Source organism: Streptomyces sp. M41(2017) (genome assembly GCF_002078175.1).
Taxonomy (GTDB): domain Bacteria; phylum Actinomycetota; class Actinomycetes; order Streptomycetales; family Streptomycetaceae; genus Streptomyces.
This window is the reverse complement of the sequence record NZ_MWFK01000001.1, coordinates 1,040,861-1,063,555: the sequence shown is the minus strand read 5'-3', so window position 1 is coordinate 1,063,555 and position 22,695 is coordinate 1,040,861. Positions and strand designations below refer to the sequence as shown.

Sequence of the window (22,695 nt, the reverse complement as noted above, 5' to 3'; positions counted from 1 at the left end):
GGGCTCCACCCTCAAACGCCGTGCCTACGCAAGGAGTTCACCTCGTCATGCCCAGAAACGCCCGCTCGCTCCGCCTCGCCCCGATCGCCGCCGTGACCGGCAGCCTCGTCCTCGCCGGCTCGCTCACCGCGTGCGGCGGCGACTCGGCCGCCGCCGACGCCAAGGTCGTCACCGTGTACAGCGCGGACGGTCTCAAGGGCGAGAACGGCGACGGCTGGTACGACCAGGTCTTCAAGGACTTCGAGAAGAAGACCGGCATCAAGGTCAAGTACGTCGAGGGAGGTTCGGGCGAGATGGTCCAGCGGGCCGCCCGTGAGAAGACCAACCCGCAGGCCGACGTCCTCGTCACCCTCCCGCCGTTCATCCAGCAGGCCGACGGCAAGGGCCTGCTCCAGAAGTACGCGCCCAAGGGCTCCGACCAGGTCGACGGCGCAGACAAGGCCGCCGACGCCACCTGGACCTCCGTCGTCAACAACTACTTCGGCTTCGTCTACAACAAGAAGGAGCTGAAGCAGGCGCCCACCACCTGGGACGAACTGCTCGGCGGCACGTACAAGAACAAGATCCAGTACTCCACACCCGGTGTCGCCGGCGACGGAACCGCCGTACTGATCAAGGCGATCCACGACTTCGGCGGCAAGGACGCGGCGCTCGCCTACCTGAAGAAGCTCCAGTCCAACAACGTGGGCCCGTCCGCCTCCACCGGCAAACTCGCCCCCAAGGTCGACAAGGGCGAACTGCTGGCCGCCAACGGCGACGTCCAGATGAACTACGCCCAGTCCAAGGACATGCCGAACCTCGGGCTCTGGTTCCCGCAGGCCACCGACAAGGCCACCGACGCCGCCGGCAAGCCCACCACTTTCGCACTCCCGTACGCCGCCGGCCTCGTCACCAAGGCCCCGCACACCGCGAACGGCAAGAAGCTCCTCGACTTCATGCTGTCCGCCGAGGCCCAGCAGCAGGTCAGTGAGATCGGCGGCGGCTTCTCCGCGCGCTCCGACGTGAAGGCCACCGACGCCAACGCCGTCGCGCTGACCAAGCTCATGGACGGCGTCGAGGTCTTCGAGCCCGACTGGGCGGACATCGACAAGAACCTCACCACGTACGTCGAGGACTGGAAGTCCGCCACCGGCAGCTGAACCACCGTCGGCCGGACCGTCGGCAGCCGAACAGCCGGACCTCGAACGGCCGTCTTCCGAGCGGCCGTTGGCCGCGCCCGCACCATTCGTGCCGCCCGCACCACACCGGCGACGCCCCTGGCCCCGAACCGCCGGGGCGTCGCCGTGCCCGACCGCGTCACCCCTCGCTGTTCCATCCGTGCTCCACACCCTCGTCCCCCTCCCGGAGGATCACGTGTCGTCACGCATGTCCCGTCGCTCCCTGCTCGCCTCCGCGGCCGGCCTCGCCCTCGCCGCCGGACCGCTCGCGTCCGTCGCCCGCGCCGCCGCCAAGACCCCCAAGGTCCTCGTCATCGGCCTCGACGGCACCCTGCTGAACCGCGTCAAGGACGCCGACGCCCCCAACCTCGACGCCCTGATGGCCGCGGGCCTCACCGCGCCCAGCAGCATCTACGCCAACCCGTTCGCGCCGACCCTCTCCGGCCCGGGCTGGTCCACCCTCATCACCGGCGTCTGGCCCGACAAGCACAACGTGAAGGACAACAACTTCACCGGCCAGAACTTCGCGCGGTACCCGGACTTCCTCACCCGGATCGAGACCGCAAAGCCGTCCCTGTCCACGTACGCCGTCTCCTCCTGGGCGCCCCTGACGGACACCGTCTTCTCCTCCACGGTCGACACCCGCGTGTCCACCCCCAGCGCCGAGTACGACACCGGCACCACCTCGCGCGCCGTCGACCGGCTCCGCACCGGCAACCCCGACGCGGTGTTCGTCCAGCTCGACAACGTCGACCACGCGGGCCACAGCTACGGCGCCGCCAGTCAGCAGTACCTGGACGCCATCCACGGCGTCGACACCCAGGTCGGGCAGATGGTGGCCGCCGTCAAGGCCCGTGCCACGTACGCCTCCGAGGACTGGCTGATCATGGTCACCGCCGACCACGGGCACACCGACGCGGGCGGCCACGGCGGCTCCAGCTGGCCCGAACGGCAGACCTTCATGATCGCGACCGGCCCGACCCTGGCCGCCGGTTCGGTGCGCCACGACGTCAAGATGCCGGACATCGCCGCCTCCGCGCTCGCCCATCTCGGCGTCGCCATCGACCCGGCCTGGGGCCTCGACGGACGGCCCGTGCAGCAGCCCGCCCCGGACGACTTCGACACGCTGCGCCCGCAGCTCGCCACCCGCGTCGACGAGACCGGCATCGGCGCCACGGTGATCGGCTTCACCCACACCGCGCCGAGCGGCTGGTCCGTCGACAACTCCGCGATGGGCACCGGCGGTGTCACCGAGTGGCGCGGCTGGTCCTTCACCACGGACGAGTTCTGGACCAAGGCGCAGGCCGACCAGAACCGTGAGGGCAACGTCCGGGCCCGCAACGTGTTCGCGGTCGCCGACGGGGACGAATGGGAGGACAAGACCTTCTCGGGCACCTTCGACTCCACCCTCGTCAGCCCCGCCTACCCGGTCACCGGAGGCGCCGCCGCCACGCTCACGTACACCACGTACTACCGCCAGGAGTCCCCGCAGAAGGGCGAGGTCCTCGTCTCCTACGACGGCGCCGCGCCGGTCGCCGTGAAGACGTACACCGCCGACACGTCCTCCCGCGTCGAGAAGCTGACCCTCCAGGTCCCGGCCGGGGCGAAGACGGCCCGGGTCCGGTTCCGCTACACCGGCGGGAACAACTGGTACTGGGTGATCGACGGCGTGTCGCTCAAGGCCGGCTGATCGGCGCCCGTGTGATCCCGGCCCGGCCGGGATCACACGGTCCTGACTAGGCTGGGGGCGTCGGCACACCGTCGTTCCGGCGCCCCCGGATCGAGTGCGTACGTACGCCACAGGACGGCAGGAGACCCAGCACATGTCAGAGCGCAAGCCCATCGAGTCGTGGCTCACCGACATGGACGGTGTCCTCATCCACGAAGGGGTGCCGATCCCCGGCGCGGACTCCTTCGTCAAGAAGCTGCGGGAGTCCGGCAAGCCCTTCCTGGTCCTGACGAACAACTCCATCTACACCGCCCGTGACCTGCACGCGAGGCTGCGGCGCATGGGCCTGGACGTGCCGGTCGAGAACATCTGGACCTCCGCCCTGGCCACCGCCAAGTTCCTCGACGACCAGCGGCCCGGCGGCACCGCGTACGTGATCGGCGAGGCCGGCCTGACCACCGCGCTGCACGACATCGGATACGTCCTCACCGACCACGAGCCGGACTACGTGGTCCTCGGCGAGACCCGTACCTACTCCTTCGAGGCCATGACCAAGGCCGTCCGGCTGATCAAGGGCGGCGCCCGGTTCATCGCCACCAACCCGGACGAGACCGGCCCCTCCACCGAGGGCCCGCTGCCCGCCACCGGCGCCGTCGCCGCACTGATCACCAAGGCCACCGGCAAGCAGCCCTACTTCGCCGGCAAGCCGAACCCGCTGATGATGCGGACCGGACTGAACGCCATCGGCGCCCACTCCGAGACCAGCGCGATGATCGGTGACCGCATGGACACCGACGTGCTGGCCGGGCTGGAGGCGGGGATGCAGACCTTCCTCGTCCTGACCGGACTGACCACACCCGGCGAGATCGAGCAGTACCCGTACCGCCCGTCGCAGGTCGTCGACTCGATCGCCGACCTCGTCGAGCGCGTCTGACCAGCGGGGGGCCCGCGGCGGGCCCGAAACCCTAAACGCGCCGGACCGACCCGTTCGGAGCAACGGCGGCCCGCTGAGGATGCGGGCCACCGTCGCGCGGGGGACTCTCCAGATGTCTGGAGGTTTCACGATGCGCTCAGTGCGACTCACTCTCTGTGCCGGTGCGGTGGTCGCGGCCGCGTTCACCCCCGTCGCCCACGCGGCCGACGCGGGACCGGGCGGTGTCTCCGTGACGCCCGCGGGCCCCGCCTTCGGCAGCGACATCCGGCTGCGCGCCATGGGCTGCGCCGGCCGGACCGGGACCGCGGTGTCCGACGCGTTCGTCTCCGCCGCGCGGCTGACCGGTCCCGGCGGCGGCGGACTGGTCGGCGAGACCCGCGTCCGCACCTCTCTGCACCCCGGCAGCTACCCCGTCGAGATCGACTGCGACGGACACACCGACCGGGTCAGAGGCACCGTCACCGTCGCCGACCCTGCCGCCTCGCCCGCACCCGCCGTGACCGCGCCCGCCTCGCCCGTCGCACCCGTGCACGCCGGCGGCGGCGCCACCGCCCACTTCGGCTCGGTGGACGCCCGGGAGGCCGGCCCCGGCACCAAACAGGCCGTGACCGGCCTGGTCCTCGCAGGCGTCGCCGCGGTCGCCGTCGCGATCCGCAGCGCACGCCGGGGCCAGGACGGCCGCGACTGACATGGCCGAACGCGAACGCTCCTCCGGCGCCGGCCGGCTGCTCACCGGAATCGCCTGGCTGGTGCTGCTGCTCGGCCTGTGGCTGTGGGGGAGCCGGGTCACGGACATCCGGCTCGGGGTGTCGGCGCCGACCACCGGGGACATCGCGGCCGTCGGACGCCCGCCCGAGGTCCGGCTGCCGCACGCCGTCAAGCCGCTGGGCAACGCCCGCCCCCAGCGCGTCGACATCCCCGCTATGGGCGTGCAGGCCCCCGTGGTCGCCCGCGGGCTCGACCGCGCGGGCGCCATCGACCCGCCCCCGTACGACCAGCCCGGTGTCGTCGCCTGGTACGCGGCGGGCGTGGAACCGGGAGCGGTCGGCACCGCGCTGATGGTCGGACACGTCGACACCGACACCCGGCCCGCGGTCTTCTACAAGCTCAGCTCCGTGAAGCCCGGCGACACCGTCCGGGTGGCCCGCGACGACGGGACGGTCGCGGAGTTCACCGTGGACGACGTCGAGGTACTCCCGCGCGACCACTTCGACGCCCGGCAGGCCTACGGGCCGAGGGAGTCGGGGCGGGCCGAGCTGCGGCTGGTCACCTGCGGCGGCACCTTCGACAGGACCACCGGGAACTACACGGCGAACGTGGTCGTGTCGGCGTACCTCACCGGACGCGGCGTGTGAACCGGACGCCCGGACCGCCGACGCGCCGACCGGCACCCACGGGCCGGTGACCGGCGCCGTCACCGCAGCCCGGTCGGCGACCAGCTCCCCCCGAGAAGCCGCCGACCGGGCTGGTCCTCGACCGCGCGCGCACGGATCGCGGGAGTAACCCGGCACTGACGCGGGAGGTCTGGGTCCCCGTCCGCCGGACTCGGCGGAGGGGCGGGACAACCGGCCGGGGGCTGGGGCCGTTGGGGGCCACCTTAGAGGGAACGGGCGACCGGGCCTAGAGGGCGTCCGAGGCCAACTCGGCCTGACCCGGGGCCCGGTGACGGACGGGGCCCGGGGCTCGGCCCGGGTCGTGTCGGGGCTGTAACAGCTCCCGGACAAGGACCGGAGACCCCGCGGCGCGGACGGTGGGTATGTCACGATTGACCCTTAGGACGGTGCACCCAAGGGGGAGTCGGATGTACGGCAACAAGGGTGCCGGGGCACGGGCGTCCATGGCGGTGCTGGGAGCGGCACTGCTGCTCGCGGGGTGCTCCTCCGGGGGCGGCGGCACGGACGAGGAATCCGGGGCACCGGTCACGCAGCAGCCGAAGAACGCGGACCCGTTCTGGGTCAACCCGGACGGGAACGCGGCCGAACAGGTCGCCGCCTACGCGAAGGCGGGCCGCGGTGACGACGCCGCGCAGATCCGCAAGATAGCGGGACAGCCGACCGGCGAGTGGATCGGCCCGGAGAACCCGGAGCAGGAGGCGCGCGGTTTCACCGAGGCCGCCGACAAGGCCGACCGGGCCGCGATCCTCGTCCTCTACAACATCCCGCACCGCGACTGCGGCCAGTTCTCGCAAGGAGGCGCCGCCGACGGCAACGCCTACCGGACCTGGATCGAGGCGGTGGCCCGGGGCATCGGGGACCGCCCCGCCACGGTGATCCTGGAGCCGGACGCCATCCTCCACCTGGTCAACCAGTGCACCCCGGAGGAGTTCCGGGGCGAGCGCTACGACCTGCTCAAGGGCGCCGTCACCCGGCTCACGTCCCTGAAGAACACGAAGGTGTACCTGGACGCGGGCAACGCCGGCTGGGGACACCCCGACCAGATCTTCGAGCCCCTGCGCGCCGCCGGGATCGACCGGGCGGACGGCTTCGCTGTCAACGTCTCCAACTTCTACGCGACCGGGGACTCCATCGCCTACGGCAAGCAGCTCGCGTCGAAGGTGGGGAACAAGCACTTCGTCGTCGACACCAGCCGCAACGGCAACGGCCCGTACACGGGGGGCAAGCCCGACGAGAACTGGTGCAACCCGCCGGGCCGCGCGCTCGGCGAGAACCCGACGACGAAGACCGCCGACCCGCTCGTCGACGCCTATCTGTGGATCAAGCGCCCCGGCGAGTCGGACGGCACCTGCAGGGGAGGCCCGAAGGCGGGCGACTGGTGGGCCGACTACGCGCTGAAGCTCGCGAAAGCCTCCAAGTAGCGGCACCCCTCGGTACGCGAGAGGGCGCCCTCCGCCGGAGCGGAGGGCGCCCTCCCCGTCAACGCCCCTCCTGTCAGGGCACCTTGACCCACTGGGCCTTGCTGGGCGTGCCCTGGTCGTCCGTCACGAACAGCATGTACCAGCCGGACTCGACGAGGTTCCGGTTCTTCGGCACGGTGACCGAGATCCCCTTCGCCGTCCTCGTGAAGTCCAGCGCGACGGACCGCTGGTCGACATCGGTGACATGGGTGGACGCGCTCGGCCGGATCAGACGTGCCGTCCTGATGGACGAGGCGTGCGCCGAGGCGAACGTCGCCGAGGCGCCCCGGGCGATCGTCCGCGGGCCGCCGGACAGCGAGGGTCGCGAGTCCCGGTACAGGTACGGCGGCGTGTAGATCTCGATGCGCTGCTCGAACGTGGCCGGCTTGGTGTTGGCCTTGTCCGCGTAGAGCGAGTTGGAGCCGAAGAACATCACGCGGCCGTCGGGCAGCAGGATCGAGCCCGAGTGGTAGTTCCGGCCCACCAGCGGATCGGCGACCCGGTCGAAGCTGTTCGCCTTCGGGTCGTAGATCCGCGCCTGGAGGATGTCGGAGTCGCCGCGCCCCCGGTAGTCCTCCGAGCCGCCCGACACCAGGACCGTGTCGTCGGGCAGGATCGAGGACTGCGGATAGCGGGTGCCCTTCTCCAGCTCGGGACCGTCCACGAACGCCGGGTGCGGATCCTTGAGGTCGATCAGCCGGGTCCTCCTGCTGGACAGCTGGGACTCGCCGACCCCGCCGCCCCCGATCACCAGGTACTTCTCGTCCTGCGCGGGCGGCAGCAGCACGGTCCCGGACGTCTCCATCATGTTCGGGTCGCTCAGGCCCCCGAGCTTGGTGAACGTGTTGCTCGCCAGGTCCCACACCCCGGGGTCGCGGCCCACGTCGTCGGGGCCGTAGCCGGCGTTCGAGCCCGAGTAGAAGAGCTTGCCGTTCTGCATCAGGGAGATCGCCGGATAGGTGGGGAACTGCCGGATGCCCTTGGTGTACGTCCATTTCCTGGTCTTCGGGTCGAAGACCTCGTTCTTGCCGGGGACGAGCTGGCCGATCTCGTCCAGGCCGGAGAGGCTGAGGACCTTGCCGTCGCCGAGGGTGGTCAGCGTCGGGTACCAGCGGGCCTCGTTCATCGGGTCGACCTTGATGTACCGCTCGGCGACCGGATCGAACTCGTAGGCGTCGCGGATCCCCTGGAAGTCCTTCTTGTCCAGGGCGAGCTTCTGGGCGATCCCGTACGTGTTGCGGGCGTCGGAGCCGCTCAGCCCGCGGATCCGGTAGTTGTCCTGGGTGCCGGTCTCGTACTTCTGGCCGCTCTTCTGGGCCTCGACGTAGATGCGGCCCAGTCCCGGGTCGTTGCGCAGGAACGCGCCGGTCTTCTTGTCGAAGACCTTCTTGGCACGCGGCACGAGCACCGGGTCCTTGGAGACGAACGTCCTGCCGTTCTCCTTGCCGGTGAAGGTGCTGCCGGCCGGCAGGGTGATCGGCCTGTCCGGGTTCTCGTTGTGGACGACCATCAGGCCGCCCGCCTTGGTGACGTCCCCCTTCAGGGTCTCGTACCGCTTGGTGCCGCCCGCGATCAGCAGGTTGCCGTTCGCGAGCTGGGTGTGGCCCGTGCAGAAGAGGTCGGCGGGCGTCGGGATCTTCTTGACCGTGCCCTTGACCGGGTCCCAGATCCGCGTGTCGAACTTCTTCGCGTCGAAGTTCTGCTGGTTGTTCCCCGAACCGGCGATCAGCAGGATCTTCCCCGTGTGCAGCAGGGCCGCGTGGATCGTGTTGAGGCGGTCCCGCTTCGGGAACTCGATGACGTCCCAGTGTCCGTTGTCGGCTTTGTACTCCGGCTTGTTGATCGTGTACTGGTGGTACTTGTCCGTCCCGAAGCGGTACAGCCACGGTCCGTTCATCCCGGCCAGCGCGAGCACCACCACCCCGGTGATCCCGAGGCGGCGGGCACGGCGGCGACGGGCACCGTCCTTCATTTCTTACGTCCCCCAAGGGCGATCTGCACGGTCTGGTCACCGCTCCCGCCCGCCGCGGCCCAACTGGGCTTGTGCTGCGGCGCGTGCGGGGCGTGCTGCTCCTGCGGCGGGGCCGGGGCCTGCTGCGGAACGGCCACGTTCTCGGGCACCGTCCGCGCCCCGCGCCGCTCCTGCCGCAGGCTCCAGCGCCAGGCGAGGATCGGCGACGCGGTGATCAGCAGGGCGACGGCGCCCCAGGTGATCATCGCCGGGTGTGAGTGGCCGAGGACGAAGCCGGCGGTGATCGAGCCGGCGAAGACCAGGATGAAGAACAGATGGATCCGGAACGTCCCGAACAGGGTGTCGGGGCTGGCCGAGTCGCCCTTGGGCGTCACCACGAACGAGCTCTTGCGGCGCAGCACGGTGTCCATCAGCGACCGTGCGTAGATCGGCGCGGACAGCGCCGACATCACCATGCCCGCCACACCGCCGGATCCCTCCGGTTCGTGCGGCGAGACGTTGTGCCGGCGGTTCCAGATGTACAGGCCGATCTGGAGCGCCGAGGCGTTGCCGTACAGCATCAGCCAGACCGTCGGGTCGATGTTCACGCCTGAGGCGCCGAGCCCGAGGAACAGGGCGCAACTCAGCGCCGCGAGGATCCAGTTGAGCGCCGACATGGGGTAGAAGATGATCATCATGGTGTAGTTGAAGAGCTTGCCCGGAGGCATGGTGGCGAAGCCCTTCCAGTACTGCTTGAGGATCGTCTCGTAGGTGCCCCGTGACCAGCGCAGCTGCTGGGTGAAGAAGTCCGTCCAGGCGCCCGGTCCCTCGCCGACGGCCAGCACGTCCGGCGTGTAGACCGACTTCCATCTGCGGCCCGTCGCCGGGTTCTTGGCGCGGTGCATCTCGAACCCGGTCGCCATGTCCTCGGTGATCGAGTCGTACAGGCCGCCGATCTGCTTCAGCGCCTTGATGCGTACGGCGTTGGAGGTGCCGACGAACATCGGGGAGCCGTAGAAGTTCCCGGCCCGCTGGATGAGGGCGTGGAAGAGGAACTGCTGGGACTCGGCCGCCTTGGTGATGGGGTTGTCGTAATTGCCGTACACCTGGGGGCCGATGACGAAGCCGACGTTCGGGTCGCGGAAGAAGCCGAGCATCCGCTCCAGGTAGTTGGGCAGCGGCACGTGGTCGGTGTCGACCGAGGCGAAGTAGTCGTACGCGTCGCCGTGCGCGTCCAGCCAGGCGTTGTAGTTGCCGTGCTTGGTCTTCGCGCGATGGGCGCCCTTGGGCCGGTTCCACTTCTCGACGCCCTTGCGGGAGAAGTGGTGCACGCCCAGGCGCGCGCAGACCTCCTTCACGTCCGGGTCGTCGCCCTCGTCGAGGAGCCAGATGTGCAGAAGGCCCCGGTGGCGCAGCCTGACGGCGGCCTCCAGGGTCTTCGTCACCATGGCGAGCGGTTCCTTGCCCGGCACGAACGAGGTGAGGAAGGCGACTCTGGTGCCGGTCTCGGGCACCACCGGGACCGGGTCGCGGGCGACCAGGGTGGCGTGCGCGTTCGACAGCACGTTCATGCAGCGGAAGAACTCGATCAGACCGATCGAGACCAGCATCACGATGTCGAGGGCCGGCAGGAAGTCGTAGGCGGGATAGTCGCGTTCGGTCCAGTGCTCGGGCTGGAGCAGCCAGCCGAGCAGCACCAGCGAGAGCAGCGGCGCGGCCCCCAGCATGAGCGCGGCCCTGAGGCGGTGCGGTTCCTGCGAGAGCAGGGAGCGGTACTGCACCCGGTACGGCTTGGCCGGGTCGGGCTGGGTGAGCGGGCCGGCGAGCCGGCTGTAGTGCTCGTAGTCGTATCTCGGCAGTGTGTTCTTGATCCTGCGGATGCTGCCGGTGCGGTGTGACGGCATGCGCAGCTGGGTCGTCTCGGACGGGTCGAAATCCTTTCGGGCACCCGTCGGCGTCGACGTCATGAGTCATCCCCCCAACACGCGCCGTCGGGCGCGTGTTCGTCGGTTCTCTTCGTCCGCCGGGGGTCCCCCTCGACCCTTCGCGGACGTGTCAATGGCAGACCGGGGCCAGCGCGTCGTCCACACCGTATGGACGTGGAACCCCGGTCGTCCGGTTGCGCGACGCCCCCCTCGGCGTCCGGCCATGAACGGGGCCCCCAACCCCCCATGCCGCAACCGGCCAAGCCCCCCACTTCTCTCAACTGCCATAAATCGACAGCCTCTTGCGGGCCCAGGGTTCTACGTCTCCCTTCATGATCGCAAGACGCGAAACGCGGTGTTAACCGGTCATACGCGCTAATTGGGACGCGTGTGCGAAGAAGGGGCACATGGGGGCGTCCGCGCGGGGGTCCCGGGGCATGACGAAGAGCCCCCTCGTCACGACGAGGGGGCTCTTCGGTCGGTGCGCCGCCAGGGACTCGAACCCCGGACCCGCTGATTAAGAGTCAGCTGCTCTAACCAACTGAGCTAGCGGCGCCTGCTGACGCGAAAACTCTACCCGACCCGCGGGGGTGCTCCTGACCGCGGGGGCGTGCTCCGCAGCAGGTGGGAGGGCTCCCGTACATCATTCGGACCGTCAACATGCGACACCGGACGACAGTTGAGAAACTGACGATTGTGCAGAAATGCGGACATTTCCATCTGGAGTGTGAGGGGCAGCGCATGGAGACTCCGGTATTCGAGGAACTCGATCCCGCGAGCGACTGCGACTGCCCCGGATGCGTTCACTGGCGGCGCGTCCTGCCCCCAGGGTCCCGGGCGACGGGCCCCGTGGGCCACCCGGCGACCCTCTCCCACGTACGCGGCCTCGCCCGGGCCGGGCGGACTCCCGTGGCTCTCGCGCTGGCCGCCACGGCGGGCGCCGTCCTCGCGGCCGGGCAGGCGGTGCCGGCGGTCGCCGCCGCGCACGGACCCGCCCTGCCGGGCGTTCCCGCCGGTGACGAGCCCGACACGCCGCAGGGCAGCAAGGCGCCCCTGCACGGCCCCTCGGGGAAACCGGCGGCGGCCGAGCCGGGCCAGGCGGCCAAGGCTCCCACCACCACCCGGGCCGAGATCATCAACCGGGCCAAGACCTGGATCGACGCGGACGTGCCGTACAGCATGAGCGCGTACTGGAAGGACGGCTACCGGCAGGACTGCTCCGGCTTCGTCTCGATGGCCTGGGGGCTCCCGGGCAACGAGTGGACGGGCAGCCTCGACAGCTTCGGGGTGCGGATCACCCGCGACCAGCTGCAGCCCGGGGACATGCTGCTCTTCCACAACCCGGACAACCCGGAGAAGGGCTCGCACGTCGTCATCTTCGGCGGCTGGACCGACTACACCCACACCTACTACGTCGCCTACGAGCAGACCCCGCCGCACGCGAGGAAGCAGTCCACCCCGTACGCGTACTGGTCGAACTCGGACCACTACGTGCCCTACCGCTACAAGGGACTCGCCGAGGGCGCGGGCGGTGCCGAGCCGTCCACACCGACGCCGCCGGCCACCCCGGGCACGGCGACCCGATTCCCGGGGACCGCCTACTTCGGGACCGGAGCGAACAACGCCTACGTCACCCAGCTCGGCAAGCTCCTGGTCGAGCGGGGCGGCGCCCGGTTCTACACCACGGGACCCGGACCGCGCTGGACGAGCGCCGACCAGCGGGCCACCCAGGCGTTCCAGAAGGCGCAGGGCTGGACCGGCGCGGACGCGGACGGCCGGCCCGGACCGACCACCTGGGCCTATCTGACCGGCAAGAAGGGCAAGGACATCCCGCCCGTCGCCGGAAGCCCCGGAGCCCCGGGCACGGGCACCTCGCACCCCGTGCCCGCCTACCCCGGGCGCGCGATGTTCCGGCCCGGCGCGAACAACGCGTACGTCACCCAGCTCGGGAAGCAGCTCGTCAAGAAGGGGTTCGGCACGCACTACACGACCGGCCCCGGGTCCCGCTGGGGCGAGGCGGACCGGCGCAACGTCGAGGCGTTCCAGCGGGCCCAGGGCTGGCGCGGCGGGGCGGCGGACGGCTACCCCGGGCCGGAGACCTGGCGGCGGCTCTTCTCCTGAGCGCGCAGGACCCGGACCCCGGACGGCCGGCTTCCCCCTCGGACCGGCCGGACCCGCCCACGGCTCGTGAACACACTTCCAGGCGCGGAGGCATGGAGGCAGCTATGACTACGACGACGTCACACACCCCGGAACACACCCCCGAGCCCGGGGGGCCCACCCCGCCGGAGCCCCGGCCCGAGGGTCCCGCAGAGGTCGGCGGCGCCCGGGCCGTCCGGCTCATCCAGAACGAGGTGACCACCGAGATCCCCGTCCACCTGCTCTTCCGTGACGACCCCGACCCGGTGTCGGTGCCGCTCGCGCCCGCCGTCGTGGGCCGGCGGCGCGGCACCGGTGAACAGCCGAGGATCCGGCGGCCCGCAGCCGGCAGACCGCCGCGCCCCGTCCCGGAGGCCGACCCCGGCCTCGTGGAGCGGCCCGCCCGTGTACTCCCGGGACTGGCGGGTGTGCTCGCCGGGACCTGCGGCGTGGCAGGCTGCGCCGTCACCTCGTGGTGGGCCGGCGTCCTGCCGCCCGCCCTCCTCGACGCCCTGCAGCTGCCCCAGACCGTGGGGGCCGGGTTCGGTCCCGCGCAGTGGGCGGCGTACGTCGGGGCCGGCACCCTCGGGCTGTTCGGCTTCGGCGGTCTCGCCCGCGGCCGGACCGGACGCGCCTGGGTGCTGGGCCTCTTCGGGCGCTACCGCGGCACCGTCCGGCGCACCGGGCTGATGTGGGTCAACCCGCTGGTGCTGCGCCGCCGGGTCGACGTCCGGCTGCGGCACTGGCGCAGCGAGCCGATGTCCGTGGTGGACGCGAACGGCGTCGCGCTGCGGGTGGTGGTGCTCGTCGTCTGGCGCGTCAAGGACACCGCGCGGGCCACGCTCGGGGTCGACGACCACCAGACGTATCTGCGCGAGTGCGTGGAGGCGGCGCTGTCGCGGGTGCTCTCGCAGCAGCCGGCCGAACTGCCCCCCGCCGTGGTCAAGGACCTGACCCTGCGCAACACGGACGCGGTCGGTGAGGCGCTGACCCGGATGGTGGCCGCGGACACGGCCCCGGTCGGCCTGGAGGTCTTCTCCGCCCAGCCGACGCGGATCGAGTACGCGCCCGAGATCGCCGCCGTGATGCAGCGGCGCCGGATCGCGGCCCTGGACGCGCAGCACCGGGACAGCGTGCTCGGCTCGGTCGTCGACTCGGTGGAGGACACGGTGACCCGGCTGACCATGCGGGGACTGGTCGAACTGGACGACTACGAGCGCAAGGCGCTGGTGAAGGACCTCACGGTGGCGTTCTGCACGGGGCGCGGAGAGGTGTCGTCGTAGGCGGGTCCGTGATTGGTATGGACATGTTCAACTACCCGCAATAATCTGGGACTTGGTCTAGACCTGAACACCGCGCGCACGGCTCACGAGAACCTCCCCCACGTCCTCCAGGAGCGGCAGCATGCGCAAACGGACGAACAAGTCCCTCATCAGCGGCAAGACGAAGATGTACGCGGCGGCTCTCGGCCTCGCCACGGCGGGCACGTTCGTGCTCTCCAGTGGCGGGGCGAGCGCCCACGGCTACACCGACCAGCCCCTCAGCCGGCAGAAGATGTGTGCCAGTGGCGGCAGCGTCGCCAACTGCGGTGCCATCCAGTGGGAGCCGCAGAGCGTCGAGGGTCTCAAGGGCTTCCCGGCGGCGGGCCCGGCCGACGGGCAGATCTGCTCCGCGGGCCACACCAACTTCAGCCAGCTCGACCAGCCCAAGACCCCCGGGGGCGCGGCCTGGCCGACGACCAAGGTCAGCGCGGGGCAGAGCTACAGCTTCCGCTGGCAGTTCACCGCCATGCACGCGACGACCGACTTCAAGTACTTCATCACCAAGACCGGCTGGAACCAGAACCACGCGCTGACCCGCGCGGACCTGGAGACCACCCCGTTCCTGACGGTCCCCTACAACGGACAGCGCCCCCCGTCCACGCTCTCGCACACCGGCACCCTGCCGAGCGGCAAGAGCGGACACCACATCATCCTCGGGGTGTGGACGGTCGCGGACACGACGAACGCGTTCTACTCCTGTGCGGACGTGACGTTCTGAGACCGGCACGGTTCTGAGCCTCCCTTGAGGCGCGGACACCCCCGGCGCGGGTAGGTTCCCCGCACGCCGTCCCGACCGGGACGGCGTGCGGGGAAGCAAGGTCCGAACACCGGGGGGTCCTGATGAGTGTGTTCTTCTACGCCGTGCCCGTGCTGATCATCGCCGGGGTGCTGCTCCTCGCGGTCAAGGTGGTGCGCCGCTCGCTCGAACTGCGCAGCGCCTGGAGCAGCGGCCTGACCGCCGAGGGTCACTGCCTGCGCGCCTACACCACGACCAGCGGCGGCAGCGGCGATTCCTCCGTCACCACGACGCAGCACCACGTCTACGAGTTCACGACGCGTGACGGCCGCACCGTCCGTTTCGACGAGGACAACGGCCGCCCGACGACCGTCGCGGGGGACGTCGTCACCGTGCACTACACCGCCGCACACCCCGAGAAGGCCACGGCCCACGCGCCGAGCCCGGTCAAGGCGGCGGCGGCCACCGTCGCCGTGCTGGCGTTCTGCGGCGTCCTCGTCGCCTTCTGCGTCGGCTTCATGATCACCTACCACGAGGTGTTCGCGGGGGACTCCTTCTTCGGTGGCATGTAGGACCGTCGCGGACGGCGCACGCACGACTCTCCACATCTGACGAACCGTCAATTACCGTACGCGCCCATGGGGTCCAGCAGGCACACCGTCGGGGAACTCGTGGCGCAGCGGTGGGGCGACCACCGGCCGGGGCTGTGGTTCGAGGGCCGGACCGTCAGTCACCACCAGATGGCGGCGGGCGCGGCCCGACGGGCCGCGCTGCTCGCCGAACTGCTGCCGCCCGGCGCCCCGCCGCACCTCGGCGTGCTGCTCGACAACACCCCCGAGTACCCGATGTGGCTCGGCGCCGCCGCCCTCGCCGGAGCCACCGTCGCCGGGATCAACCCGACCCGGCGCGGAGCCGAACTCGCCCGCGACATCCTGCACACCGAATGCCGCGTCCTGATCACCGAGCGGGCCCACCTGCCGCTGCTGACCGGCCTCGAACTCCCCGGCGTGCGGCTCCTGGTGACCGACACGGACGCCTACGGCGAACTCCTCGCGCCGTACGAGGGGGCGACGCCCGACGCCTCCGCCGCGCGGCCCGACAGCCGGTTCCTGCTGCTGTTCACCTCCGGCTCGACCGGCGCCCCCAAGGCCGCGATCTGCACCCAGGGCAGGATCGCGTCCGCCGGACTCTCGCTCGCCGGCCACTTCGGGGTGCGCCCGGACGACACCCACTACATCTGCATGCCGATGTTCCACGGCAACGCCGTGATCGCCGACTGGGCGCCCGCCCTGGCGGCCGGGGCGCGCGTCGCGCTGCGGCGCCGCTTCTCGGCGTCCGGGTTCCTCCCCGACGTCCGCGCCTGCGGCGCCACCTACTTCACCTACGTGGGCCGCGCGGTGCAGTACCTGCTGGCCACGCCCGCCCGGCCCGACGACCGGGACAACCCGCTGCGCGTGGGATTCGGCACCGAGGCCGGCGCGGTCGACGCGGCGGCCTTCGAGAAACGCTTCGGCACGCGACTGGTGGAGGGGTACGGATCCTCGGAGGGCGGCGCCGCCATCCAGCGCACGTCCGGCACTCCCGCCGGGGCCATCGGACGGGCGGCCCCCGGAGACGACCTGGCGGTGATCGACCCACGGACCCGCCGCGTCTGCCCGCCGGCCCGCTTCTCCCCGGACGGCCGACTGCTCAACGGGGCAGAATCGATAGGGGAGTTGGTGAACCGTGGCGCCAGCCCCTTCGAGGGCTACTGGCGCAACCCCGCCGCCGATGCGGCCCGGCGCCGCGGGACGGACCCCCGGCCGGACGCCCCCGCCGCGGAGCGGAACTGGTACTGGACCGGCGACCTCTTCTACCGGGACACGGACGGCTACCTCTACTTCGCCGGACGCACCGACGACCGGCTCCGCGTCGACAGCGAGAACCTCGCCGCCGCGATGATCGAGAACATCCTCGCCCGGTACGGGCGCGCCGCCGCCGTCGCGGTGTACGCCGTGCCGGATCCGGTGGCGGGCGACCAGGTCATGGCGGCGCTCGCCCTGCGGGACGGAGCCTCCTTCGACCCCGCGGAGTTCGCGGCGTTCCTGGACGCCCAGCCCGACCTGGGCACCAAGATGGCCCCCCGCTTCCTGCGGATCGCGGAGCGCATGCCCGTCACCGCCACCAACAAGATCCACCGGGCGGGCCTGCGGAGCGAGGGCTTCCACTGCCCGGACCCCGTGTGGTGGCGGCCCCCGGGCGAGCTGGCGTACCGGCCCCTGACGACGGCCGACACCGACGGCCTCGTCGCCCGGTACCGGGCCCACGGCCGGGAGGATCTCCTCTCCCGACCGGCCCACGGAGCGGGGGAGTCGCCGACCGGGCGGGCCCCGCGGACGTAGCCGGACGCGCTCCGGCCGGCGGCCGCCGGAAGGTGGCCGGATCCACCCCGTGCGCTCCCGCGGGCCGGATGGTGCGCGGTCAACGGGCCCCCTTACGGTGTTCGGCATGATCCGACCGGTGGCGTACACGGGATATCTCGTCGGCGGCGTGCTGGTCGGCGCGCCCCTGTCGGTGGGACTGCTGATCCTCGGCACCCTCGGCGCGGCGCTGACCCCCGTCCTCGTCGGGCTCCCCCTGCTCGGCCTGCTCGCACTGTCCGGCATACCCGTCGGCGTCCTCGAACGCCGGCGGGTGGCGTGGCTCGACCGGCCCGCCGTGCGGGACCCCGCCCCGAGTGGCCCGCACGGCCCCGCACCCGTCGACCCGCACCGCACCCCGGCCGGGCCGGGACTCGGCCCCTGGGCCAGGCTCCGCTTCACCGAGCAGGCGACCTGGCGCGAACTGGCCTACACCGTGCTGCTCGCCTTCCTGCTGTGGCCGCTGGACCTGCTCGTCCTGGCCGCAGTGTTCGCCGTCCCCGGCGCCCTGCTCACGGCCCCGGCCCAACTCGCCCTCTCCGGAGACGAGACACGCGTCGCCAAGCTCTGGCTCGTCGACGGCTATCCGCAGGCGTCCCTGATCGCCGCGGGCGGACTCCTGCTGCTCCTCGCCCTGTTGTGGCCCCTCGCGTTCTACGCCCGGGCCCGCGCCGCCCTCGCCCGGCTGCTCCTCGCGCCACGCGAGACCGAGACACGGCTCGCCGAGGTGACGGAGTCCCGGGCCCGGCTGGTGGCCGCCTTCGAGGCCGAACGCCGACGCATCGAGAGGGACTTGCACGACGGGGCCCAGCAGCGGCTGGTCGCTTTGAGCGTGCGCCTCGGGCTCGCCCGCCTCGACGCCCCGCCCGAACTGGCGGACCGTCTCGCGCAGGCACACCGAGAGGCCGACGAAGCGCTGGTCGAGCTGCGGGAGCTGATCCACGGCATCCATCCCCAGGTGCTCGCGGACTACGGCCTCGGGGACGCGATCGCCGACGCCGCCGACCGCTCGGCCGTCCCGGTGGAGACCGACGTCGAGCTGCCCCGGTTCACCGAAGCCGTCGAGTCCGCCGCGTACTTCGCCGTCCGCGAGGCGCTCGCGAACGTGGCCCGGCACAGCGGTGCCGCACGGGCGTGGATCAGCGCCGGCTGCACCGCGGGGGACCGGCACGGACGGCGGCTGTGGATCGAGGTGCGCGACGACGGCCGCGGCGGAGCCGTACCGCCCGGCGACGCGGCCGGGGGGACGGGAGGGTCCGAGGGCCGCGCCGGCTCCGGCCTCACCGGGCTCGCCGACCGCCTCGCCGTCCTCGATGGAACACTGGCCGTCGACAGCCCGCCGGGCGGTCCCACCGTGCTGCGTATGGAGATCCCGTGCTGAGAGTCGTACTCGCCGAGGACGGCGTGCTGTTGCGGGAGGGACTGGTGGGGCTGCTGAACCGCTTCGGACACGAGGTGGTCGCGGCCGTCGGCGACGCGGAGGCACTGCGGGACGCCGTGGCGGCGAACGCGCCCGACCTCGTCGTCACCGACGTCCGCATGCCGCCCGGGTTCCAGGACGAGGGGCTGCGCGCGGCCCTCGCCCTGCGCGCCGCCGACCCGCGCCTCCCGGTGCTGGTGCTCAGCCAGTACGTCCAGCGCGCCTACGCCGCAGACCTCCTCGACACCGGTGACGGAACCGGCGTCGGCTACCTCCTCAAGGACCGGGTCGGGCAGGTCGAGCAGTTCGCGGACGCGGTCGAGCGGGTCGCGGCCGGCGGGACCGTCGTGGACCCCGAGGTCGTACGGCAGCTGCTGCGCCGCCGGCGCGATCCGCTGGCGACGCTGACACCCCGCGAACGCGAGGTCCTCGGCCTGGTCGCCGAGGGCCGCTCCAACGGCGCCATCGCCCGGGAACTGGTCGTCACCGAGGCCGCCGTCGGCAAGCACATCGGCAACATCCTGGGAAAGCTGGACCTGCCGCCGGCCGCCGGGACACACCGTCGGGTTCTCGCCGTACTCGCCTATCTGCGGGGGTAGTTGAGGACCGGTGAGGTCGTCCGGAGTGCTGTGAAGGATGCCGTGCCGAGGAGTCCCGGCCGGTTCGCGCGGGGAGGATACCGGGACACGTGAGCCGATGGGGCCCGCGTGCCCGACGCCCGAGCCCAGGCGGGTCCTCGAACCGATCGGAGAGACCCCCTGGGGGCCGGACCGTGCACCCGGCCCGACGGTCCGGCGGTGCCCCACCCACCCTCGACAGCACCCGAAAGGCACTCATGTCCCCCACGCATGACCCGCTCGACCGCGGCCACGCCGACGACCTGCTCGCCTTCGTCAGGGCCAGCCCCTCGCCGTACCACGTGGTGGCGAGCGCGGCGCAGCGCCTGGAGAAGGCGGGCTTCGCGGAGCTGCGCGAGCGGGACGACTGGACGGCCGGAGCCGAGGGCGGCCGGTACGTCGTCCGCGCGGGTGCGCTGCTCGCCTGGTACGTGCCGCCGGGCGCTCCGGCCCACACCCCGTTCCGGATCGTGGGCGCCCACACCGACTCCCCGAACCTGCGGGTCAAGCCCACCCCGGACACCGGTTCGGCTGGCTGGCGGCAGATCGCCGTCGAGGTGTACGGCGGTGTGCCGCTCAACACCTGGCTCGACCGTGACCTGGGGGTCTCGGGGCGGCTGGCCCTGCGCGACGGATCGACCCGGCTGGTCTGCGTCGACAAGCCGCTGCTGCGGGTGCCGCAGCTCGCCATCCATCTGGACCGGACCGTCAACGACGGGCTCGCCCTGGACCGGCAGCAGCACATGGCCCCGCTGTGGGGGCTGGGCGACCCGCGGCCCGGCGCCCTGCTCGGCCGGGTCGCGGAGGCGGCCGGCGCCGACGTCTCGGAGATCCTCGGCTGGGACCTCATGCTCCACGACGTCCAGCCGCCCGGGTACCTGGGCGCGGACGAGGAGTTCATCGTCGCACCCCGCCTGGACAACCAGATCTCGGTGCACGCGGGCGTCACGGCCCTCGTGGCCGCCGCCGGCGCGGGCCGGCCGCCCGCGCACATCCCGGTGCTCGCCGCCTTCGACCACGAGGAGGTGGGCAGCGGCTCCGACTCCGGTGCCCAGGGCCCTCTCCTGGAACGGGTGCTCGGCCGGACGGTGACCGCCCGCGGCGGGCGGGCGGACGACTTCGACCGGGCTCTCGCGGGAGCACTCTGTGTGTCCTGCGACATGTCCCACGCGGTGCACCCCAACTACGCCGAGCGGCACGACCCGGGCCACCACCCGCTGCCCGACGGCGGCCCGGTCATCAAGGTCAACGCCAACCAGCGGTACGCCACCGACGGCACGGGATTCGCCGCGTTCGCCGGAGCGTGCGAGCGGGCCGGGGTGCCCTGGCAGCCGTTCGTCTCGCACAACGCGATGCCCTGCGGCACCTCGATCGGCCCGATCACCGCGGCCCGGCTCGGTGTGGCGACGGTCGACGTGGGGGTGGCGGGGCTGTCGATGCACTCGGCGCGCGAGCTGTGCGGGGCACGGGACCCCGGGCTGCTGGCGCGGGTGCTGACGGAGTTCGTCACGTCGGCGTAGGCCGACACGCATGAAGGCCCCCCACACGCTTGGGGGGCCTTCATCAAGGTGCGCCGCCAGGGACTCGAACCCCGGACCCGCTGATTAAGAGTCAGCTGCTCTAACCAACTGAGCTAGCGGCGCATGACTCTCGCCTCCCGCTTCCGCGGGCGGCGACAAAAGAAATACTACCTGGTCCTCAGGGGTGCTTCCGACCACCCGCGCGACACCCCCGGGGGGCACCGGCGGGTGCCGGGTCCGGGGATGCCGTGCGGGCCGGGCCCTAGATCGAGAGGGACAGCAGGACGGGGGCCGCTCCGCGGTTCAGCGTGTCCGCGGCGCGGCGCAGCCGGTGGGCGTGCTCGACCGGGAGGGACAGGGCGAGACAGCCGACGGAGGAGCCCGCGGTGATCGGGACGGCCGCGCAGACCGTGCCGATCGCGTACTCCTGGAGGTCGAGCACCGGCACGGTGGCCGGCTGGGAGTCCAGGCGGGACAGCAGCAGTCGTTCGCTGGTGATGGTCCGCGAGGTGAGGCGGGCCATCTTGTGCCGGGCGAGGTGGTCACGGCGGCCGTTGTGGTCGAGCTGGCCGAGCAGGCTCTTGCCGACCGCGCTGGCATGCGCGGCGGAACGGAAGTCGACCCATTCGTTGACCGCGGGAGTCGCCGGGCTCTCCGCGTACTGGGTGACGTGCACCTCACCGTCGATGTACCGGCTGACGTAGACCGCCGCGCCCACCGAGTCGCGGAGCCGGTCGAGGGTCTGCTGGAGCGTCTCGCGCACGGCCTGGTCGCGGCCCTCGGCGGAGCCCAGGCGGCTGAGGGAGGCACCGGTCACGTACGCCCCGTCGGCGACCTGCTCGACGTACCCCTCCCGGCGCAGCATCCTGACCAGCGCGGTCAGCCGGTCACCGCCGAGGCCGGTCCGGCGGGCGAGCTCGGCGCCGGTGACGCCGGTGGACTGCCGCGCCACCGTCTCCAGGACGCGCAGGGCGTCCTGAGCCGAGTGGTACGGCGCGGTCGGCTCGTTCTTCAGCGCCACGGTTTCCCCCTGCGCTTCATGGCCCGGCTCAAAAAAGACGTCGGTCCGGACGGCTGGGCTCACCCCACGATAGCCGTCAAGCTGCTCTCTGTGAGCGCCTGTTGACGAGATTGGTGGTGCGCTCCACGGCGCTCAGCAGGAGCGCACCACTCTGGCATATGCCAAGGTCACGGCCCGTGCGGCATGCCCCGCCCGCCGGACCTCGTGCCTTCCCGCCCACCCCCGTCGTCCGCCCCCGGTCCACTCCCCCTCGTCACAGCACGGCGCTGAGGAATTCCCGGGTCCGTTCCTGCTCCGGATCGCTGAAGATCTTCTCCGGCGGACCGGACTCGATGACGTGGCCGGAATCGAACATGAGCACCTGGTCCGAGATGTCCCGGGCGAAATTCATCTCGTGGGTCACACAGAGCATCGTGATGTCCGTGGTGCGGGCGATGTCCCGGAGGACGTCGAGGACGCCCGCGACCAGTTCCGGGTCGAGCGCGGACGTCACCTCGTCCAGCAGCAGCACCTGCGGCCGCATCGCCAGCGCGCGGGCGATCGCCACCCGCTGCTGCTGGCCGCCCGACAGCCGGCTCGGCCGCTCGTCGCACTTGTCCGCGAGGCCGACCAGGTCGAGCAGCTCCCGGGCCCGTACCTCCGCCTCGTCCTTCGACATGCCGAGGACCGTCACCGGCGCCTCGGTGACGTTTCTGAGCACGCTCATGTTCGGGAACAGGTTGAACTGCTGGAACACCATCCCGATCTTCTTGCGGACCTCGCGGACCTCCTTCTCGCCCGCCGGGAAGAGCCGGTCGCCGGCGACGGTGATCGTGCCCTCGTCCGGTTTGGTCAGCGTCATCAGCAGCCGCAGGATCGTCGTCTTGCCGGAGCCGGACGGGCCGATCAGCGTGACGTGCTTGCCCGAGTCGACCCGGAAGTCGAGGTGGTCGAGGACGGTGTTGTCCCCGAACCGCTTGGTGACCTGGTCGAAGCGGATCAGCTCGCTGCCGTCCACCTTGGGGTTGGCCAGGTCCTTCAGGGGGCTGGTG

At 71.6% G+C, this 22,695-nt stretch carries 18 protein-coding genes and 2 tRNA genes; 14 read left to right on the top strand and 6 right to left on the bottom strand.

Translation table 11 applies throughout. The features are described 5' to 3' along the window. Positions 1-47: 47 nt before the first annotated feature. The 6 genes from B0675_RS04690 (at position 48) to B0675_RS04665 (ending at position 6,575) form a co-directional block, all read left to right on the top strand. Positions 48-1,139 (top strand): 2-aminoethylphosphonate ABC transporter substrate-binding protein, encoded by a 1,092-nt coding sequence (locus tag B0675_RS04690; protein ID WP_081217462.1) that lies wholly within the window; start codon positions 48-50, stop codon positions 1,137-1,139. A gap of 226 nt (positions 1,140-1,365) precedes the next feature. Further along, the gene (locus B0675_RS04685) at positions 1,366-2,847 is read left to right on the top strand and encodes an alkaline phosphatase family protein (protein ID WP_179165244.1); all 1,482 of its coding nucleotides are present in this window, start codon (positions 1,366-1,368) and stop codon (positions 2,845-2,847) included. Between the two features lie 133 nt (positions 2,848-2,980). Continuing rightward, positions 2,981-3,760, top strand: coding sequence for an HAD-IIA family hydrolase (locus B0675_RS04680; protein ID WP_081217461.1), 780 nt, complete (start codon positions 2,981-2,983; stop codon positions 3,758-3,760). A 130-nt stretch (positions 3,761-3,890) separates the two neighbouring features. Further along, complete coding sequence (locus tag B0675_RS04675; RefSeq protein ID WP_081217460.1) at positions 3,891-4,448, top strand: hypothetical protein; 558 nt, start codon at positions 3,891-3,893, stop codon at positions 4,446-4,448. 1 nt (position 4,449) lies between these two features. Next, the gene (locus B0675_RS04670) at positions 4,450-5,115 is read left to right on the top strand and encodes a class F sortase (protein WP_081217459.1); all 666 of its coding nucleotides are present in this window, start codon (positions 4,450-4,452) and stop codon (positions 5,113-5,115) included. A 446-nt stretch (positions 5,116-5,561) separates the two neighbouring features. Next, positions 5,562-6,575 (top strand): glycoside hydrolase family 6 protein, encoded by a 1,014-nt coding sequence (locus B0675_RS04665; protein ID WP_081217458.1) that lies wholly within the window; start codon positions 5,562-5,564, stop codon positions 6,573-6,575. A 73-nt stretch (positions 6,576-6,648) separates the two neighbouring features. Here B0675_RS04665 and B0675_RS04660 read toward each other — a convergent pair whose 3' ends face one another. The 3 genes from B0675_RS04660 to B0675_RS04650 all read right to left on the bottom strand — a co-directional run bounded on the left by B0675_RS04660 (position 6,649) and on the right by B0675_RS04650 (position 11,046). Next, entirely contained in the window at positions 6,649-8,586 is a 1,938-nt protein-coding gene (locus tag B0675_RS04660) for a kelch motif-containing protein (protein WP_081217457.1), read from the bottom strand. Next, positions 8,583-10,532, bottom strand: a complete 1,950-nt coding sequence (locus B0675_RS04655) for a cellulose synthase catalytic subunit (protein ID WP_081217456.1) — start codon at positions 10,530-10,532, stop codon at positions 8,583-8,585. The genes B0675_RS04660 and B0675_RS04655 overlap by 4 nt, the downstream gene beginning before the upstream one ends. A gap of 440 nt (positions 10,533-10,972) precedes the next feature. Next, positions 10,973-11,046, bottom strand: a tRNA-Lys gene (locus tag B0675_RS04650). A 185-nt stretch (positions 11,047-11,231) separates the two neighbouring features. Here B0675_RS04650 and B0675_RS04645 point away from each other — a divergent pair. The 8 genes from B0675_RS04645 to B0675_RS04610 all read left to right on the top strand — a co-directional run bounded on the left by B0675_RS04645 (position 11,232) and on the right by B0675_RS04610 (position 20,643). Then, a complete protein-coding gene (locus tag B0675_RS04645; RefSeq protein ID WP_081217455.1) occupies positions 11,232-12,611 on the top strand; it encodes a peptidoglycan-binding protein in 1,380 nt (459 codons plus the stop codon). A gap of 104 nt (positions 12,612-12,715) precedes the next feature. After that, positions 12,716-13,912, top strand: coding sequence for an SPFH domain-containing protein (locus tag B0675_RS04640; protein WP_081217454.1), 1,197 nt, complete (start codon positions 12,716-12,718; stop codon positions 13,910-13,912). 148 nt (positions 13,913-14,060) lie between these two features. Next, the gene (locus tag B0675_RS04635) at positions 14,061-14,669 is read left to right on the top strand and encodes a lytic polysaccharide monooxygenase (protein ID WP_107482751.1); all 609 of its coding nucleotides are present in this window, start codon (positions 14,061-14,063) and stop codon (positions 14,667-14,669) included. A 122-nt stretch (positions 14,670-14,791) separates the two neighbouring features. Beyond that, on the top strand, positions 14,792-15,259 hold the full coding sequence (locus B0675_RS04630; protein WP_081217452.1) for a DUF3592 domain-containing protein: 468 nt from the start codon (positions 14,792-14,794) through the stop codon (positions 15,257-15,259). Between the two features lie 66 nt (positions 15,260-15,325). Then, the gene (locus B0675_RS04625; RefSeq protein ID WP_081217451.1) at positions 15,326-17,068 is read left to right on the top strand and encodes an AMP-binding protein; all 1,743 of its coding nucleotides are present in this window, start codon (positions 15,326-15,328) and stop codon (positions 17,066-17,068) included. A 106-nt stretch (positions 17,069-17,174) separates the two neighbouring features. Further along, positions 17,175-18,467, top strand: a complete 1,293-nt coding sequence (locus tag B0675_RS04620) for a sensor histidine kinase (RefSeq protein WP_081221586.1) — start codon at positions 17,175-17,177, stop codon at positions 18,465-18,467. Continuing rightward, a complete protein-coding gene (locus tag B0675_RS04615) occupies positions 18,461-19,105 on the top strand; it encodes a response regulator transcription factor (RefSeq protein WP_081217450.1) in 645 nt (214 codons plus the stop codon). The genes B0675_RS04620 and B0675_RS04615 overlap by 7 nt, the downstream gene beginning before the upstream one ends. Positions 19,106-19,341: 236 nt before the next feature. Further along, positions 19,342-20,643, top strand: a complete 1,302-nt coding sequence (locus B0675_RS04610; RefSeq protein WP_081217449.1) for a M18 family aminopeptidase — start codon at positions 19,342-19,344, stop codon at positions 20,641-20,643. 49 nt (positions 20,644-20,692) lie between these two features. On the opposite strand, the gene B0675_RS04605 is transcribed toward B0675_RS04610, so the two are convergent. The 3 genes from B0675_RS04605 to ehuA form a co-directional block, all read right to left on the bottom strand. Further along, positions 20,693-20,766: transfer RNA gene (locus B0675_RS04605), tRNA-Lys, on the bottom strand. A 139-nt stretch (positions 20,767-20,905) separates the two neighbouring features. Further along, positions 20,906-21,664: an IclR family transcriptional regulator C-terminal domain-containing protein gene (locus tag B0675_RS04600; protein WP_081217448.1), complete on the bottom strand. Its 759-nt coding sequence runs from the start codon at positions 21,662-21,664 to the stop codon at positions 20,906-20,908. 253 nt (positions 21,665-21,917) lie between these two features. Beyond that, positions 21,918-22,685, bottom strand: a complete 768-nt coding sequence (gene ehuA, locus B0675_RS04595; protein ID WP_081221585.1) for an ectoine/hydroxyectoine ABC transporter ATP-binding protein EhuA — start codon at positions 22,683-22,685, stop codon at positions 21,918-21,920. Positions 22,686-22,695 lie beyond the last annotated feature (10 nt).